This window comes from Haloterrigena sp. H1 (genome assembly GCF_005938085.1).
Lineage (GTDB): Archaea > Halobacteriota > Halobacteria > Halobacteriales > Natrialbaceae > Natrinema.
On sequence record NZ_SMZK01000001.1, the window covers coordinates 2,617,486 to 2,632,306 of the forward strand.

At 64.6% G+C, this 14,821-nt stretch carries 12 protein-coding genes; 8 read left to right on the forward strand and 4 right to left on the reverse strand.

Annotation, left to right across the window (positions count from 1 at the left end):
• Positions 1–6: 6 nt before the first annotated feature.
• Both E2L06_RS13135 and E2L06_RS13140 read right to left on the reverse strand, forming a co-directional pair.
• Entirely contained in the window at positions 7–1,389 is a 1,383-nt protein-coding gene (locus E2L06_RS13135; RefSeq protein WP_138782067.1) for an aspartate aminotransferase family protein, read from the reverse strand.
• A gap of 189 nt (positions 1,390–1,578) precedes the next feature.
• Positions 1,579–2,334, reverse strand: coding sequence for an Lrp/AsnC family transcriptional regulator (locus E2L06_RS13140; protein WP_138782068.1), 756 nt, complete (start codon positions 2,332–2,334; stop codon positions 1,579–1,581).
• A gap of 270 nt (positions 2,335–2,604) precedes the next feature.
• On the opposite strand from E2L06_RS13140, the gene E2L06_RS13145 reads away from it, so the two are divergent.
• From E2L06_RS13145 to argS, 7 genes are all read left to right on the forward strand, one after another.
• Positions 2,605–4,905, forward strand: a complete 2,301-nt coding sequence (locus E2L06_RS13145; RefSeq protein ID WP_138782069.1) for an amino acid permease — start codon at positions 2,605–2,607, stop codon at positions 4,903–4,905.
• 98 nt (positions 4,906–5,003) lie between these two features.
• Positions 5,004–5,840: a proline dehydrogenase family protein gene (locus tag E2L06_RS13150; protein WP_138782070.1), complete on the forward strand. Its 837-nt coding sequence runs from the start codon at positions 5,004–5,006 to the stop codon at positions 5,838–5,840.
• A gap of 117 nt (positions 5,841–5,957) precedes the next feature.
• Positions 5,958–6,707, forward strand: a complete 750-nt coding sequence (locus tag E2L06_RS13155) for an aquaporin (protein ID WP_138782071.1) — start codon at positions 5,958–5,960, stop codon at positions 6,705–6,707.
• A gap of 307 nt (positions 6,708–7,014) precedes the next feature.
• On the forward strand, positions 7,015–7,974 hold the full coding sequence (locus tag E2L06_RS13160; protein WP_138782072.1) for a succinylglutamate desuccinylase/aspartoacylase family protein: 960 nt from the start codon (positions 7,015–7,017) through the stop codon (positions 7,972–7,974).
• Between the two features lies 1 nt (position 7,975).
• Positions 7,976–9,133: a threonine synthase gene (locus E2L06_RS13165; protein WP_138782073.1), complete on the forward strand. Its 1,158-nt coding sequence runs from the start codon at positions 7,976–7,978 to the stop codon at positions 9,131–9,133.
• 25 nt (positions 9,134–9,158) lie between these two features.
• Positions 9,159–9,695, forward strand: a complete 537-nt coding sequence (locus E2L06_RS13170; protein WP_138782074.1) for an NUDIX domain-containing protein — start codon at positions 9,159–9,161, stop codon at positions 9,693–9,695.
• A gap of 84 nt (positions 9,696–9,779) precedes the next feature.
• A complete protein-coding gene (gene argS, locus E2L06_RS13175) occupies positions 9,780–11,558 on the forward strand; it encodes an arginine--tRNA ligase (RefSeq protein WP_138782075.1) in 1,779 nt (592 codons plus the stop codon).
• Positions 11,559–11,661: 103 nt separating this feature from the next.
• Here argS and E2L06_RS13180 read toward each other — a convergent pair whose 3' ends face one another.
• Together E2L06_RS13180 and minD are read right to left on the reverse strand one after the other, a co-directional pair.
• Positions 11,662–12,171, reverse strand: a complete 510-nt coding sequence (locus tag E2L06_RS13180; RefSeq protein WP_138782076.1) for a hypothetical protein — start codon at positions 12,169–12,171, stop codon at positions 11,662–11,664.
• A 318-nt stretch (positions 12,172–12,489) separates the two neighbouring features.
• The gene (gene minD, locus E2L06_RS13185) at positions 12,490–13,374 is read right to left on the reverse strand and encodes a cell division ATPase MinD (RefSeq protein WP_138782077.1); all 885 of its coding nucleotides are present in this window, start codon (positions 13,372–13,374) and stop codon (positions 12,490–12,492) included.
• 169 nt (positions 13,375–13,543) lie between these two features.
• Between minD and prf1 the strand changes: the two genes are divergently transcribed.
• Positions 13,544–14,803, forward strand: a complete 1,260-nt coding sequence (gene prf1 / locus E2L06_RS13190; protein WP_138782078.1) for a peptide chain release factor aRF-1 — start codon at positions 13,544–13,546, stop codon at positions 14,801–14,803.
• The last annotated feature ends 18 nt before the right edge of the window (positions 14,804–14,821 follow it).

A 14,821-nucleotide genomic window follows, 5' to 3' on the forward strand; every position in this document is an offset into this window, starting at 1 on the left:
TGGATCTCAGGCCGCCTGTTTCGCCTCGGCGGTCACGTCCTCGATCGCTTCGACGACGATGTCGAGTGCAGTCTCGGCCAGGTCGTGGGTGAGCACCAGCGGCGGCAGGAGTCGGAGCACGTTGCCGTGGCGGCCGGCGGTCCAGACGAGGACGCCGTGCTCGAAGCAATACTGTTGGATAGCGTCGACGAGGTCGCCATCGGGCTGGCCATCGCTATCGACGAACTCGGCACCGATGAACAGCCCCTTGCCGCGGACGTCGGCCAGCCGGTTGTTCCCGTCGGCAGCGTCGCGGAGCCGTTCCCGGATGTACTCGCCGAGGTCGCGGGCGTGGGCCAGCAGGTCGTGCTCTTGGATGTACTCGATCGCGCGGGTGCCGGCGCGCATACCGACGACGTGGCCGCGGTAAGTGCCGGCGTGGTCGCCCGAGCCCCACGTGTCCAGTTCCTCGTGGTACATCGTCGCCGACAGCGGGAAGCCCACACCACCGAGTGCCTTCGCGGAGGTCATCGCGTCCGGTGCGACACCGTCCCAGTCGCTTGCCCACCACTGCCCGGTGCGGCCGAGACCGCTCTGGATCTCGTCGAAGACGAGCACCACGTCGTTGTCGTCGGCGATATCGCGCAGCCCCTGTAAGAATCCTTCCGGTGGGGTGACGATCCCGCCCTCACCCTGGATCGGCTCGACGATGATCCCCGCCGGATTGGCCAGCCCGCCGTAGGGGTCCTCGACGATGGCCTGGACCTCCTCGAGCGCGTGGTCGACTGCCGCCTCCGGGGTCTTGTCCTGCCGGAACGGATCGGGGTACGGCGCGTGGACGACATCGGAGAGCAAGGGCGTGTAGTGGCCCTTGAACTTCTTGTTCGACGTGACGCTCATTGCGCCGCTCGTCGCGCCGTGGTAGGCCCCGCGGAAGGCGATGAGGCCGTCGCCGCCGGTGTTGTACTTGGCCAGCTTGATCGAGGCCTCGATGGCGTCGCTGCCGGTCGGGCCCCCGAAGACGACCTTGTTCTGGCCTTGCAGGCCCTCGGGCGCGATCTCGTCGAGTTTCTCGATCAGCTCAAGGCGCGCCTCGGTCGGGAAATCGACCGTATGGACGAACTTGTCGGCCTGCTCGTGGACGGCCTCGAGCACGTAGGGGTTCGAGTGGCCGACGTTTAACACGCCGATCCCCGCGAAGAGGTCGATGTAGGTGTTGCCGTCGGCGTCCCGGACCGTCGCACCCTTGCCTTCCTCGAAGGCGATCGGGATGTCCTCCGGATAGGCGACCGCGTTACTGTCGATCTCGCGCTGTTTCTCGAGTAGCGCCTGCGTGTTCGGACCCGGAACGGTATCGACGGACGGTGCGTCCGCGAAGTGGAGTTCGTCGATCGGCGGTCCTCGCGTCATGGGTGTGGGAAGGTGGAACATCCATAAATAACTTGTCCACAGTAACCATATGGAGCGTACATAGTTACTGATTACAGAAGTCGTTTCACTGGCCGTCACAGACAGCGACGCCGAGCGCGGATGTAACACTGGTACGACGGTTCATCGTCGGCGAAGAAGGGGCTCGAGCGAGAATCGAGACAGCGGGGATTATACGCCGTCGGCGTCGGTGCGGAACGCCTCGAGCATCGCGTCGTCGATCCCGTCGCGCGAGAAGACGGTGACGATGTCGTCGGCCCGGATTTCGGTGTCGCCGTGTGGCGTCAGGACGGTGTCGTCGCGCTCGATCGCGATCACGAGCGCGTCGTCGTCGAGAACGTCCTGACGGACGGCCCGTTCCAGGGTCGTCTCGGCGATCGGTGCGCCGGGATCGACAGTGACCTCGGCGACTTCGGCCTCGCCCGAGAGGCTGACGAAATCGGTAATCGACTCACACCGGGCGCTCTCGTCGGCGCCGTACGGTGCATACGGCTGCCAGACCTCGTTTTGGACGAGGACCTCGTCTTCGATCTCGACGCCGAGGTCCGACAGCGAACGGGAGATGCGCCGGAGATCGGCGGTGTCCTCGCCGACGGCCAGCACGTGGAGGTTCCGGCGGCCGGTCATCAGTTCGCGGACGTTGATCACGCCCGAAATGGTTTGCGCTCGGCGAGCGATCACTTCCCGCTCGGAGACCGGCGCGTTACACATAAACAGGTTCGTCAGCCGGCCATCCGCGCGCTCGAAGTCGACGGTCGCATGGTAGCCAGTGAGTACGCCGTAGTCTTCCAGTCGTGCAATCCGATTCCGAATCGTGCCGGGTGACACGTTCGTTTCTTCAGCGATCGTCGGTGCCGAGATGTTCCGCGCGTCGTCCATCAGCGCATTGATGATCCGCCGATCGATCTCGTCGAGCCGATGCTCCATATCTCGAGGTCTCGAATCCGTCCTCATACAGTGTTCCGATCTTGGCCGACCACCAGTCACATATATGATTATTTTTGCGGAACGTCAATATACACTCACGATTATACGGATTCGACAATATAATCACGGGATTTATCATCGGTACCGCTACAATCTCGACGCAATGAACGCTCGACATCGGGTACGCGGTCCACCGGTCCGGTCGGTAGCGAACGCGACCTGTCCGCCACGGTCGCCGACTGAGCGGGTGTGTCGATGGGGTGACGCCGCATGAGCGCCGACGAGGAACTCGCGAAGGACCTCGGACTCCTCTCGGCGATCACGATCGGGATCGGGACGATGATCGGCGCGGGGATCTTCGTGCTCCCGGGGACGGCCGTGGCGCGAGCGGGGCCGCTCGCTGCCGCGACCTTCGTGATTGGCGGCGTGACCGCGCTGTTTACCGCCCTGTCGGCCTCGGAATTGGGGACGGCGATGCCCAAATCCGGCGGTGCCTACTTCTACGTCAACCGCGCGCTCGGCCCCCTGTTCGGCTCGATCAGCGGCTGGGCCAACTGGCTCGGACTGGCGTTTGCCTCCGCGTTCTACATGTACGGGTTCGGCGAGTACGTCAACCAACTCGTCGGCGCGCCGGCGCTCGCGCTCGGGCCGGTGACGATATCGGCAGCCCAGACCATCGGACTCGTCGGCGCAGCGCTGTTCATCGCCATCAACTACGTCGGTGCCAAGGAGACCGGCGGCCTCCAGATCGCCATCGTGTTGACGCTGCTCGGTATTCTCGGCCTGTTCACCGTTATCGGCCTGTTCAACGCCGAGCTCGAGTCGCTGCGACCGCTCGCACCCGAGGGAACGACCAGTGAGGTGCTTCCGGTGACGGCCATCGTCTTCGTCTCCTATCTCGGCTTCGTCCAGATCACGTCCGTCGCCGAAGAGATCAAAGACCCTGGCCGGAACCTCCCGCTTGCCGTCATCGGCTCGGTCGTCATCGTCACGGTCGTCTACGCGCTGTTCCTCGTCGTCTTGCTGGCGGCAGTCCCGAACGAACTGGTGGCGAACAACGACACGGCGGTCGTCGACGCCGCGCAGTTGCTGTTCGGTCAGTACAGCGTCTTCGGCATCGGACTGGGCGGGCTCGGTTGGGGGCTGTTGTTACTCGGGGGACTCTTGGCGACGGCCTCGAGTGCGAACGCGTCGATCCTCTCGTCCTCGCGGATCAACTTCGCGATGGGCCGCGAGAAGATCCTCTCGCCGTCGGTCAACGACATCCACGAGCGCTTCGGGACGCCGTTCAAGTCGATCCTGATCACGGGCGGACTCATCATCGCCTTTCTGCTGTTTGGCAACCTCAAGTTGCTGTCGACGGCTGGTTCGGTGTTGCACCTGATCGTCTACGGCCTGTTGAACATCGCGCTCATCGTCATGCGGGAAGCCGAGCCCGCCGAATACGATCCCGACTTCGAGGTGCCGCTGTATCCGTTCGTCCCGATCATCGGGGCGATTTCCTCGTTCGCGCTGATCGCGTACATCGAGCCGTTCGTCATCCTGCTGTCGGCGGCGCTCGTCGTCTTCGCTGGTGTCTGGTACCTGCTCTATGCTCGCCAGCGCGTCGAAAGCGCCGGCGTGTTCGTCAACTGGATCCTCGAGCGCTCCGAGGAGATGCCCGACGCTGCGGTGGCCGCAGCCGACTCGGTTCGTCCCGAGGCCGCCACGGGCGTCGCGGGCACGGACGGCGGTGACTTCCGCGTGATGGTGCCGCTCGCGAATCCGCGTACCGAGACCGAACTCATCACGCTCGCCGGCGCGATCGCCAAACAACGAGCGGGGACGGTTCACGCGGTCCACATCGTGCAGGTGCCCGACCAGACGCCGCTCGAGCGCGGTGCCGAGCAAACCGAGCGGATCGACGCCGAGTCACAGCAGTTACTCGAGCAGGCACGAGAGGACGCCGAGACGTTCGGCGCTGCCGTCGAGACCCATACGGTGCTCTCACACCGTTCGTTCGAGGAGATCTTCGACGCCGCGCGCACCTTCGAGGCCGATCAGGTCGTCATGGGCTGGGGGCCAACCGCCCACGGCCGCGCCGAGTCGCGTCTCGACGAGCTGACCCACGACCTCCCCTGTGACTTCCTGGTGTTGAAAGACCGAGGCTTCGATCCCGCACACATCCTGCTGCCGACCGCCGGCGGCCCCGATTCGGTCCTCGGCGCGGACGTCGTCCGCTTGCTCCGCGAGGAGTTCGACTCCCGCGTGACGCTGTTACACGCCGTCAGCGAGGACGAGTCCCGCGAGGAAGGCGAGCAGTTCCTCGAGGAGTGGGCCGCCGAGAACGGCTTGGCCGATGCGGAGTTGCGCGTCGACGACCGCGATGTCGAGACCGCCATCGAAGACGCGGCGACGGACGCGACGCTGCTGGTGATCGGCGCGACCGAGACGGGACTGCTCTCGCGGCTCGTCCGCGGCTCGCTGGTGCTCGACGTCCTCGACGACGTCGAGTGTTCGGTGTTGCTCGCCGAACGGGCCCGCAAGCGGACGCTACGCGAGCGCCTGCTGGGGCTCAAAAAAGACGAATAGGCTCTGTTCCTCCGTTTGCGCTGTCGCTTGCCACAGACGCGACTAGCTGTGCGAGAAACGGAGGAACAGCCTTACGCGTGGCGCCCTGTCTCTCTGCTATGCTCCCGCCGATCGCCGACCGGTTCGTCGCGGGTGAATCGCCGGCGGAAGCGCTCGAGCACGTCCGCCGGCTGAACGACACCGACGTGAAGGGGATCGTCAACTTGCTGGGCGAGCACTACGACGACCGCGAGGCCGTCGCCGCCGACGCCGCCGAATATCGACGGCTCGTCGATGACATCGCTGGCTCGGGACTCGCGGCCTGCATCTCCGTCAAACCCTCGCAACTGGGGCTGGACATCGGCGAGGACGTTTTTCGCTCGGAGCTGACGGCTATCGTCGACGCGGCGGCCGAGCGCGACGTCTTCGTCTGGATCGACATGGAAGACCACACGACGACTGACGCGACGCTCGACGCCTTCGAGACCGTCGCCCGCGAGCACGGCGGTGGCGTCGGCGTCTGCGTGCAAGCGAATCTCCGCCGGACGCGAACGGACGTCAGACGGCTCGCGAACGTGCCCGGCACGGTCCGGTTCGTCAAGGGGGCCTACGAGCCGCCGCCCGACATCGCCTACACGGACGGTGCGCGGATCGATCAGGAGTACCGGACCCTGCTCGAGTACGCGTTCGAACACTACGACGGTGGCATCGCGGTGGGCAGTCACGATCCGGCGATGATCGAACATGCAAAAGCGCTCCACGAGCGATACGGCACCGACTTCGAGATCCAGATGCTCATGGGCGTGCGCGAGGACGCCCAGTACGATCTGGCCGACGAGTACGAGGTCTGGCAGTACGTCCCCTACGGCGAGCGGTGGAAATCCTACTTCTACCGGCGGATGACCGAGGGGACGGATAATCTTCGGTTCGCGCTGCGGGCCGTGCTACAGAGCTGAAATGGGGCCGGCAGACACATGATTGTGGAGGCCCCGACGAGGTCCGCAACGCCAGACAGTATCGCAATCGGGCGGTTAGGGCATGAGGATATACGCCTCCTACGTTTACGCTAGATAATGTCTGCCGAACAGTTCACCAGCACACAGAAACTTCTCGCGGAGTTTTTTGGCTCCGCGACGCTCGTCTTCGTCATCGTCTCGTCGGGGCTGCTCGCCGACGGGATGCTCGAGGCGTCACCGAGTATCGGCGTCTTGTTCATCGGCCTGGCGACGGCCGGCTGGCTGTTCGTCCTCGTCCAGATGCTCGGGCCAATCAGCGGGGCCCACCTCAACCCGGCAGTCACCGTTGCACTGCTCGTGACCGGTGATACGGACATGAAGACCGCACGGCAGTACGTTCCGGTCCAGTTCCTTGGCGGACTCGTCGGCGTCGGATTGGCAGGGCTCACCTTCGTGAGCACGATCGGGTGGGAGGTGTTCGCGATCTCCGCCGTCGAGCGCCCTGCATCCACCTGGCTGGCCGAGTTCCTCGGAACGATGTTGCTCGCATCGGCGATCATCTCGCTGATCCGTCAGGACAGCGAGTGGATCGGCCTCGCGGTGGGCTTTACCGTCGGTATGGGAATTATCGGAACGGCCTCGACCGCGTTTTTCAACCCGCAGGTTGCTCTCGCTCGCGTTTTCACGTCCGGAATCGCCGGAATCCAACCGTTCGATGCCGTCATGTTCATGATCGCGTCGACGTTCGGCGGCATCGCTGCGGGTCTCATGTGGCGATACCTGTGGCCGAGACCGAGCCTGATCGGCAAGCAGGAGCCAAAACCCGATGACGAGTCCGTTCTCGAGGAGGTGGCGACGGAGACGTAGCCTGTCGGTTCGAGACGACCGACTCGGTCCACGTCTTCGACACGCAGTTGATACTACCGGACAACAGTCAGTGAATACTCGATCGCGTCTCGACGGCTGTCGCTGTCAGTGACAGCGTCTCGAGTCCGATCGATGTATGAACCGTTTTGTCCGGCAGTATGAAGCCCGGGTCGGGCAGCGAGCGGATTGGCGTGTCTCCGCTGTGTCCCCTCGTGTTGCTCGGCGCTCAGTTCACTCCGTGCCCCTATATAGAATCGTGGAGAACAACAGATAGTATAAAGGCCAGCGGGTTCATCGTCTGGGACATATGACGACGACGCTCGGAACGGCGAGCGCGAGGCCCGGCGAGATAGATACGGGCCGTCTCGAGGTCGGCGAAACCCGGGACGGGAGTTCGGTTGGACTACCCGTTGCGGTGGTAAACGGAGCCTCTTCGGGAAAGACGCTCTACATGCAGGCGGCAAGCGACGGCGACGAACTCAACGGCGTCGGGGTCATCCAGCGCGTCGTCCCGCGCCTGGATCCCGCCGAAATCTCCGGGACGATCCTGATCGTTGGGATCGTCAACTACCACGCGTTTCAGGTCGCCGAACACCGCAACCCGATCGACGATACGAAGATGAACCGTGCCTACCCGGGCAACGAAACCGGCACCTCGAGCGAGCGGATCGCAGCCGCGACCTTCGACGCCGCCACCCGGGCGGATCTGATCCTCGACCTTCACCAGGGGTCGACCAGCCAGATGCTAGACGAGGTTCGCGTCCGCTGTGGGAAACGCCACCGGCTCCACGACCAGTGTCTCGAACTGGCGAAGGCCTTCGACTGTGGCTACGTCTTAGATCAGAAGGGACCGGACGGCCAACTCGCCCGGACAGGCCCCGACGAAGGAATCCCGACCATCGACCCCGAACTCGGCGGGGCAGTCGGCTGGGACGAAGCGAGCATTCAGAAGGGCGTCGAGGGCGTCTTCAACGTCCTGCGGTACTACGGCTTCCTTGGCGGCGAGCAGTCCCTCGAGACCCAGACTCGCGCCAGCGGCTTCGAACAGTACGGCGCGCCTGCAGGTGGACTGGTGACGATGCACAAGGAACTCGGTGACCGAGTCCGCCCCAGCGAGACGATTTTCGAGGTGACGACCCCCTTCGGCGAACCGAAAGCCGAGGTAACGGCCGACAGCGGCGGGATCTTCTGGCGTGCACGACGCCTCCCGCAGGTCGCGACCGGCGAGTACGTCTGCTCGGTCGGCACCGACATCGGCCAGTACTGAGATGGCGTCCGATCTCACCTGCCCCGACTGTGGGGCCGTCTACGCGGCCGGACCGGACGAGCCGTGGCGCTGTGGCTGTGGCCACGCGCTGGAGTTTACCGAACGGCCACATCCGCAGGGCGACCCGCTGCCGTTGCACAGCCTCGATACCAGCGAGGGGCTGTGGACGTTCTTCGAGTTCCTCCCGATCGAACAGCACGTCACCTTCTACGAGGGGTTTACCCCGCTGGTCGACGCTCCCGAGTGGGACGCGGAGTTTAAACTCGAGTACGTGTTCCCGACGGGCTCGTTCAAAGACCGCGGCGCGACGACGACGCTCTCGCGAGCCGTCGAACTCGGCGTCGAGAAAGTCATCGAGGACTCGTCGGGCAACGCCGGCGCGTCGATCGCGACCTACGCGGCCCGGGCCGGGCTCAAGGCGGACATCTACGTCCCGGCCGACGTCAACCAGTCGAAACTGATGGCGATCCAGCGAGCCGACGCCCGGCCAGTTCGCATCGAGGGGACCCGCGAAGACGTGACGGCGGCCTGTCTCGAGGCCGTCGAAGGCGATGCGAGCGATACCGAGGCCGAGGCCAACGAGCGCGACGCGCCGTTCCAGACCGGCGAGGGCTGGTACGCAAGCCACGCCTGGAATCCCGCCTTCTACGCCGGGACGATGACCTTCGCGTTCGAGGTAGCCGCCCAGCAGGGCTGGACCGTCCCCGACGCCGTCGTCCTCCCGATCGGCCACGGGACGCTCTTTCTGGGCGCGTATCGGGGCTTTTCGCTGCTCAACGAGGCCAGCATCGTCGACGGGATGCCTCGCCTGCTCGGCGCACAGGCAGCCGGCTACGCACCGATCGTCGGTGCACTCGGCGGTGAAACCACCGCCGAAAACGGCGAGCGGACGACGATCGCCGACGGGATTCAGGTCACCGAACCCGCACGCGGGACCGAAATCCTCGAGGCGATCGAGGCGACCGACGGCGACGCGATTGCACTCGACAGTGACCTGATCGAGTCCGCACTGGATCGTCTCCACCGGAGCGGGTTCTACGTCGAGCCGACCTGTGCGGTCGCGCCGGCGGCCCTCGAGCGCTACCGCGAGCGTGGCGTCCTCGACGAAGACGCCGACGTCGTCGTTCCGCTGACCGGCAGCGGATTGAAAACCCTATGATCCGTCAGTGCTGACGGGTTCATAGATGGTCAGCCGACCGCCGACGTTCTGTCCCGACTGTGGAAGCCGCCTCGAGTCGACAGTAGCCGACGACCGCGAGCGCATGCGCTGTTCGCATTGTGAGGCGATCGTCTGGCACAATCCCGTGCCGTGTGCCGGCGTCGCGGTCGTCGACCGCGCCCGGCCCGACCCGGCCGTGCTCTGTGTCGAACGCGGGATTCCGCCGGGCGTCGGCGAGTGGACGATCCCCGGCGGCCACATCGAAACCGGCGAAGAACCGCCCGAAGCGGCCGCCCGCGAACTCGCAGAGGAGACCGGCGTTGCCGTCGATCCCGCCGACCTCGAGATCCTGGCCGCGTCGGCGATGCCGCCGCGGACGGGTAAACACGTCGTGACAGTCCACTACGTGGCCGACTGGGCCGACGCCGACGGCGAACCGATCGCTGGCAGCGACGCCACGGCCGCCCGGTTCTGGACGCCAGCGGGGTTCGACGCCTCCGGCGAGACCTTTCGGCCGGTCCATTACGAGCGGTTTCGGGAGGCCGCGGCGTTGCTCGAGTGACGGACGCGTCGCGACTGCAGTCGGCCACGAGCCGCCGAAACGAAACCCGACATTCCTTTACTCGAGCCCTGAATACGGGCGGGTATGTTCCTCTCCCTACGCGCGGAGGTCGAAGACGCCCTCGAGGGGGCGCTTGCCGAACTCGACTTCCCGACGGACGATCTCGGAATCGAAGAACCGCCGGACGACGTCGAGAGCGTGCTGGCCTCGAGCGTAGCGTTCCGGCTGGCCGGTGAGGCCGGCGCAGCGCCGCCGCAGGTCGCCGCACAGATCGCCGACGAGATCGACGCCGACGAGCTGACCTACGTCTCCGAGATCCAGACGCAGGGGCCGTATCTCAACTTCCTGCCGAGCGACGCGTATCTCGCCGACACCCTCGCCGACGCGACCGCCGACGACTACGGCACTCTGCCGGATCGCGAGGAGTCCGTCGTCGTCGAGCATACGAGCGCGAACCCGACAGGACCAGTCCACGTCGGCCGCGCACGGAACCCGATCATCGGTGACGCGGTCTGCAATCTCCTGGATTTCGCCGGCTACGACGTCGATCGTCACTACTACGTCAACGACGCCGGCCGGCAGATGGCCGTCTTCACCTGGGCCTACGAGACCTTCGACGAGGAAGACTTAGAGAGCGAGCGCGAACGCGACCGCATCGAGTACGACCTCGTTCGGTACTACCGCAAGGGCAACGCCTACCTCGAGAACGCCGCCGAGAGCGAGGTCGAGCAGGCCGAAGCCGAGATCGAGTCGATCATGCAGGGACTCGAGGCCGGCGACGACGAGGCCTACGAGCGCGTCAGCGAGGTCGTCGATCAGGTTCTGGGCGGGATGACGGAATGTCTCGCGCGCCTGCCCGCCGAGTTCGACGAGTTCGTCAAGGAAACGCGATTCATGCGCAACGGCGACACCGACGACCTCGTCGCTCGCCTGAAAGACCTCGACGAATCGGTCTACGAGGAAGACGCCTGGCAGCTCGAGCTCGACGACCACGGGATCGACAAGAACCTCGTCTTCCTGCGCTCGGACGGCACTTCGCTGTACGCGACCCGCGATCTGGCCCACCACGAGTGGAAGTTCGACAACTACGACAGCGCCGTGACGGTACTCGGCGAGGACCACAAACTGCAGGCCAAACAGCTTCGCACCACGCTCGAGTTACTGGGCAACGAGACCGACGACCTCCAGCAGGTGCTGTACTCCTACGTCAACCTCCCCGAAGGGAAGATGAGCACGCGCCGTGGCACCGGCGTCGATCTGGACGACCTGCTCGACGAGGCGATCGATCGCGCTCGCGACGAGGTCGAAGACCGGCTCGACGACCGCATCCGCGACGACGACTTAGACGAGGACGACATCGAGCGCATCGCCCACCAGGTCGGGATCGGTGCGGTCCGCTACGACATCGTCTCCAAGCAGCCGACGAAGGCGATCACCTTCGAGTGGGACCGCGCGCTCGACTTCGAGGCCCAGTCTGCGCCGTACGTCCAGTACGTCCACGCACGCTGCTGTGGGATTCTGGAGGAAGCGGGGATCGACCCCGAAACTGGCATGGACGACGTCGAGACCACCGTCGACGCCGACCTGCTCGAGACCGAGGCCGAACGAGACCTCCTCGAGACGATCGCGCGCTTCCCGGCGGTCGTCGACGAGGCCGCAGACGACTTGGAGCCCCACGGGATCGCGACCTACACGCGCGAGTTCGCCGACCGGTTCAACGCCTTCTACCGGGAGTGTCCGGTGCTCGCCGACGACGTCGATGCCGACGTCCGCGAGGCGCGGCTCGCGCTGGTTGCGGCCTCGAAACACGCGGTCGCCAACGCCCTGTCGATTCTGGGCGTGGCCGCGCCGCGGTCGATGTAAGCCGTCGGGGATCGCTGTCGCGGTCGGTTTTGTCGTGCCGGTCCCGCGGCTGCTCGTCGTCGTGACCGAAAGAACAACGCTGCCAGCGCCGCCGGAATCGCCCTTACTGCGTCTCGTCGGCGGTATCGAGGACGGTCTGGACGAACTCGTCCTCGCTCATCTCGCCGTTAATGTACGCGATCGCCCACTGCACGTCGATGTAGAACGACATCACCATCGCACCGTCGTTCTCGAGCACCCAGGTGACGCTGTTGATCTCGGCTTTGAATGCCTCGGGGTCCGTGATCGCCGCGGAGATGGTCTCTCCGAGTGACTGGAGTTCGCTGGCCAGCATCTCGGGATCGGTTGTGGTCGTCGTCGCGACGATGTCGACCTCGTCGCCGTCTTTGTTGACATCTTTGATCGAGATCTTCTCGCTGTCGAGCTCGAGCTTGTCGCGGTCGAGGCCTGGGACATCGGATTCGTCGGTGTCATCACCGTTTTCACCGTTGTCATCGTCGAGCGGTTCGTCGTCATTGGACTCGGAATCGGAGCCAGTCTCGTCACTGGAACACCCCGCGAGTACGGTTGCGAGTGCTGCGCCACTGCCGAGGAGGATCTTTCGTCGCTCCATGGACGAGCCATCGAGAACAGTCATGATTAGTAATCAGTTCGTTGCTGTTTCTGTCGTCATGGTCGATAGCTTCGCCCGGGGACGAGCACTGAAACGGAGCAGGAAACAACTGCCAAACCGATCGCAAACCGCCGTCGTTCGTCCTGAGCCGGACTAAATTCTGGAAATGACTATCTTCCAGTCTTGACGGTCACAAACCGGTGGTAATCACAGCATTCGATAGCACCGACTGCGTCGAGCGGCGAATCGACGGTGGAAAGCACTGCTTACCGTTGCGTTCGGCCCCTGTTCGACGGGGGGCGCGAGGCGGAGCCACACTCAGGGATCGGACTCGGCTTCCGTGATCGCACTCGAGACGTCGTCGTGTGCTGCCTCCTGCTCGTCGTCGTTGTCGTCCGACTCGGTGCCGCTCGAGGCGACGACGGCCTGTGTCTGTGTCGCGGATGGGTCGTCGGCTGCCGCTTCGCCATCGGCCGTGTCCGGGGCTGGAATCTCGACGCCAGTCAGCTCCGCCGCGAGCTGTCGGTAGGCGACTGCGGCGGGGCCATCGGGATCGTAGACGACCAGTGGCGTCCCGGCGTAGACGCTCTCGCGGGCTGCAGCGTCTTCGGGAATCGTCCCGAGCAGGGGGGTCTCGAGGCGGTCGGCGAGGTCGTCGTGGGAGATATCGCTCTCCGGTCGCGTGCGGGTCAGAACCAGCCCAGCGACGTCGCCGCCGGATCGTTCGGTCAGCTCGATCGTCTTCTTCGTGTCGTGGACGGCAGCGGGTTCGGGCGTCGAGACGAGGACAACGGCGTCGGCAAGGCCAAGCGGGAGGACCGTCTCGTGGCTGATGCCCGCTCCGACGTCGAGAAAGACGTAGTCGAACTGTGAACGAAGATCGTCGACGACCTCGCGCAGCCCTTCGGGCGACGTTTCGGCGTAGTCGTCGAGGCTCGTGCCACTCGGGACGGCGACGATGTTATCCGTCAGTCGGTAGGTAGCGTCGTCGGTCGATGCAGCACCGGCTAACACGTCGTGGAGGGTGGTCGAGTCGGGGGCGAGGCTGACGAACCCGGCGAGGTTCGCCATGCCGAGATCGGTGTCGACGATGGCGACGCGCTCGCCGGCCTCCGCGAGGGCCGTCCCGAGGTTCACCGTCGTCGTCGTCTTCCCGACGCCGCCCTTTCCACTCGCGATGGCGTAGACCGTCTCATTAGACATAGTCGGATACTGTTCGGATCCTAGAACGGCACCCCCTTAAATCGTGACCACACCCCCCACCACAGGACAAGGAGCCAACATGTGGCTGGTGAGGGCAGCGACCGCCACTCGGTGTCGGTCGACAGGTGTGTCAAAGGATTCTTACCCACAGCACTGTTTTAGACGGCTAATGAGCCAGGAGGGTGAGCAGGAGCAATCCGACCGGAAAAAATACGAGTTCCGGAAGGTTCTCGAGGATCTCAAAGACTACGACGGCTCCGGAACGCAGCTCGTGACGATCTACGTTCCAGAGGACAGACAGGTCAGTGACGTCGTCCAGCACGTCACGCAGGAACACAGCGAAGCGGCCAACATCAAGTCAAAACAGACGCGAACGGCCGTCCAGGACGCGCTGACGAGCATCAAGGATCGACTGCGCTACTACGACACCTACCCGCCGGACAACGGGATGGTGCTGTTTTCGGGTGCTGTCGACTCCGGCGGCGGTCGCACTGACATGGTCACGAAGGTCTTGGAGAGTCCGCCCCAGCCCGTCGAGTCCTTCCGGTACCACTGTGACTCGGAATTTCTCACCGAGCCGCTCGAGGAGATGCTCGCCGACAAGGGCCTGTACGGCCTCATCGTCCTCGACCGCCGCGAGGCCAACGTCGGCTGGCTGAAAGGCAAACGCATCGAACCGGTCAAGTCAGCCTCCTCACTCGTCCCCGGCAAGCAGCGCAAAGGTGGCCAGTCCGCCCAGCGATTCGCTCGCCTGCGCCTCGAGGCGATCGACAACTTCTATCAGGAGGTCGCGGGGATGGCAAACGACCTGTTCGTTCCCAAGCGCCACGAACTCGACGGGATCCTCGTCGGCGGTCCCTCGCCAACGAAAGACGAGTTCTTGGATGGCGATTACCTCCACCACGAGATTCAGGACAACGTCATCGGGAAGTTCGACGTCGCCTACACCGACGAGTCCGGCCTGAAAGACCTCGTCGACAACGCCGAGGACGCGCTGGCCGACGCCGAGGTGATGAAGGACAAACAGCAGATGGAAGAGTTCTTCGAGGAACTCAACGCCGGCGACCTGGCGACCTACGGCTTCGAGCAGACCCGCCGAAACCTGATGATGGGCGCGGTCGACCGGCTGCTGATCAGTGAGGACCTCCGGAAGGACGTCGTCACCTACGACTGTCCCGAGTGTGGCAATACCGATCGCGAAGTGATCGATCGGCGCAAGTCGACGCCCGATCACACCTGCAGCGAGTGTGGTACCGAGGTCGAGGCGACCGACGAGGACCGCGAGGACGCCATCGACCACCTCATCGAGATCGCCGAACAGCGCGGCACCGAGACGAAGTTCATCTCGACGGACTTCGAGAAGGGCGAACAGCTCTACAACGCCTTCGGCGGCTTCGCCGGCATTCTGCGGTACTCGACCGGCGTGTAAACGGCTCCAACATCCTCC

Excerpts from the sequence above, each read along its gene's own strand:
- prf1 (WP_138782078.1), top strand. The coding sequence starts at position 13,544 with ATGAGCCAGGAGGGTGAGCAGGAGCAATCCGACCGGAAAAAATACGAG.
- E2L06_RS13140 (WP_138782068.1), bottom strand. The coding sequence starts at position 2,334 with ATGGAGCATCGGCTCGACGAGATCGATCGGCGGATCATCAATGCGCTG.
- argS (WP_138782075.1), top strand. The coding sequence starts at position 9,780 with ATGTTCCTCTCCCTACGCGCGGAGGTCGAAGACGCCCTCGAGGGGGCG.
- minD (WP_138782077.1), bottom strand. The coding sequence starts at position 13,374 with ATGTCTAATGAGACGGTCTACGCCATCGCGAGTGGAAAGGGCGGCGTC.
- E2L06_RS13170 (WP_138782074.1), top strand. The coding sequence starts at position 9,159 with ATGGTCAGCCGACCGCCGACGTTCTGTCCCGACTGTGGAAGCCGCCTC.
- E2L06_RS13160 (WP_138782072.1), top strand. The coding sequence starts at position 7,015 with ATGACGACGACGCTCGGAACGGCGAGCGCGAGGCCCGGCGAGATAGAT.
- E2L06_RS13155 (WP_138782071.1), top strand. The coding sequence starts at position 5,958 with ATGTCTGCCGAACAGTTCACCAGCACACAGAAACTTCTCGCGGAGTTT.
- E2L06_RS13150 (WP_138782070.1), top strand. The coding sequence starts at position 5,004 with ATGCTCCCGCCGATCGCCGACCGGTTCGTCGCGGGTGAATCGCCGGCG.
- E2L06_RS13145 (WP_138782069.1), top strand. The coding sequence starts at position 2,605 with ATGAGCGCCGACGAGGAACTCGCGAAGGACCTCGGACTCCTCTCGGCG.
- E2L06_RS13135 (WP_138782067.1), bottom strand. The coding sequence starts at position 1,389 with ATGACGCGAGGACCGCCGATCGACGAACTCCACTTCGCGGACGCACCG.
- E2L06_RS13165 (WP_138782073.1), top strand. The coding sequence starts at position 7,976 with ATGGCGTCCGATCTCACCTGCCCCGACTGTGGGGCCGTCTACGCGGCC.
- E2L06_RS13180 (WP_138782076.1), bottom strand. The coding sequence starts at position 12,171 with ATGGAGCGACGAAAGATCCTCCTCGGCAGTGGCGCAGCACTCGCAACC.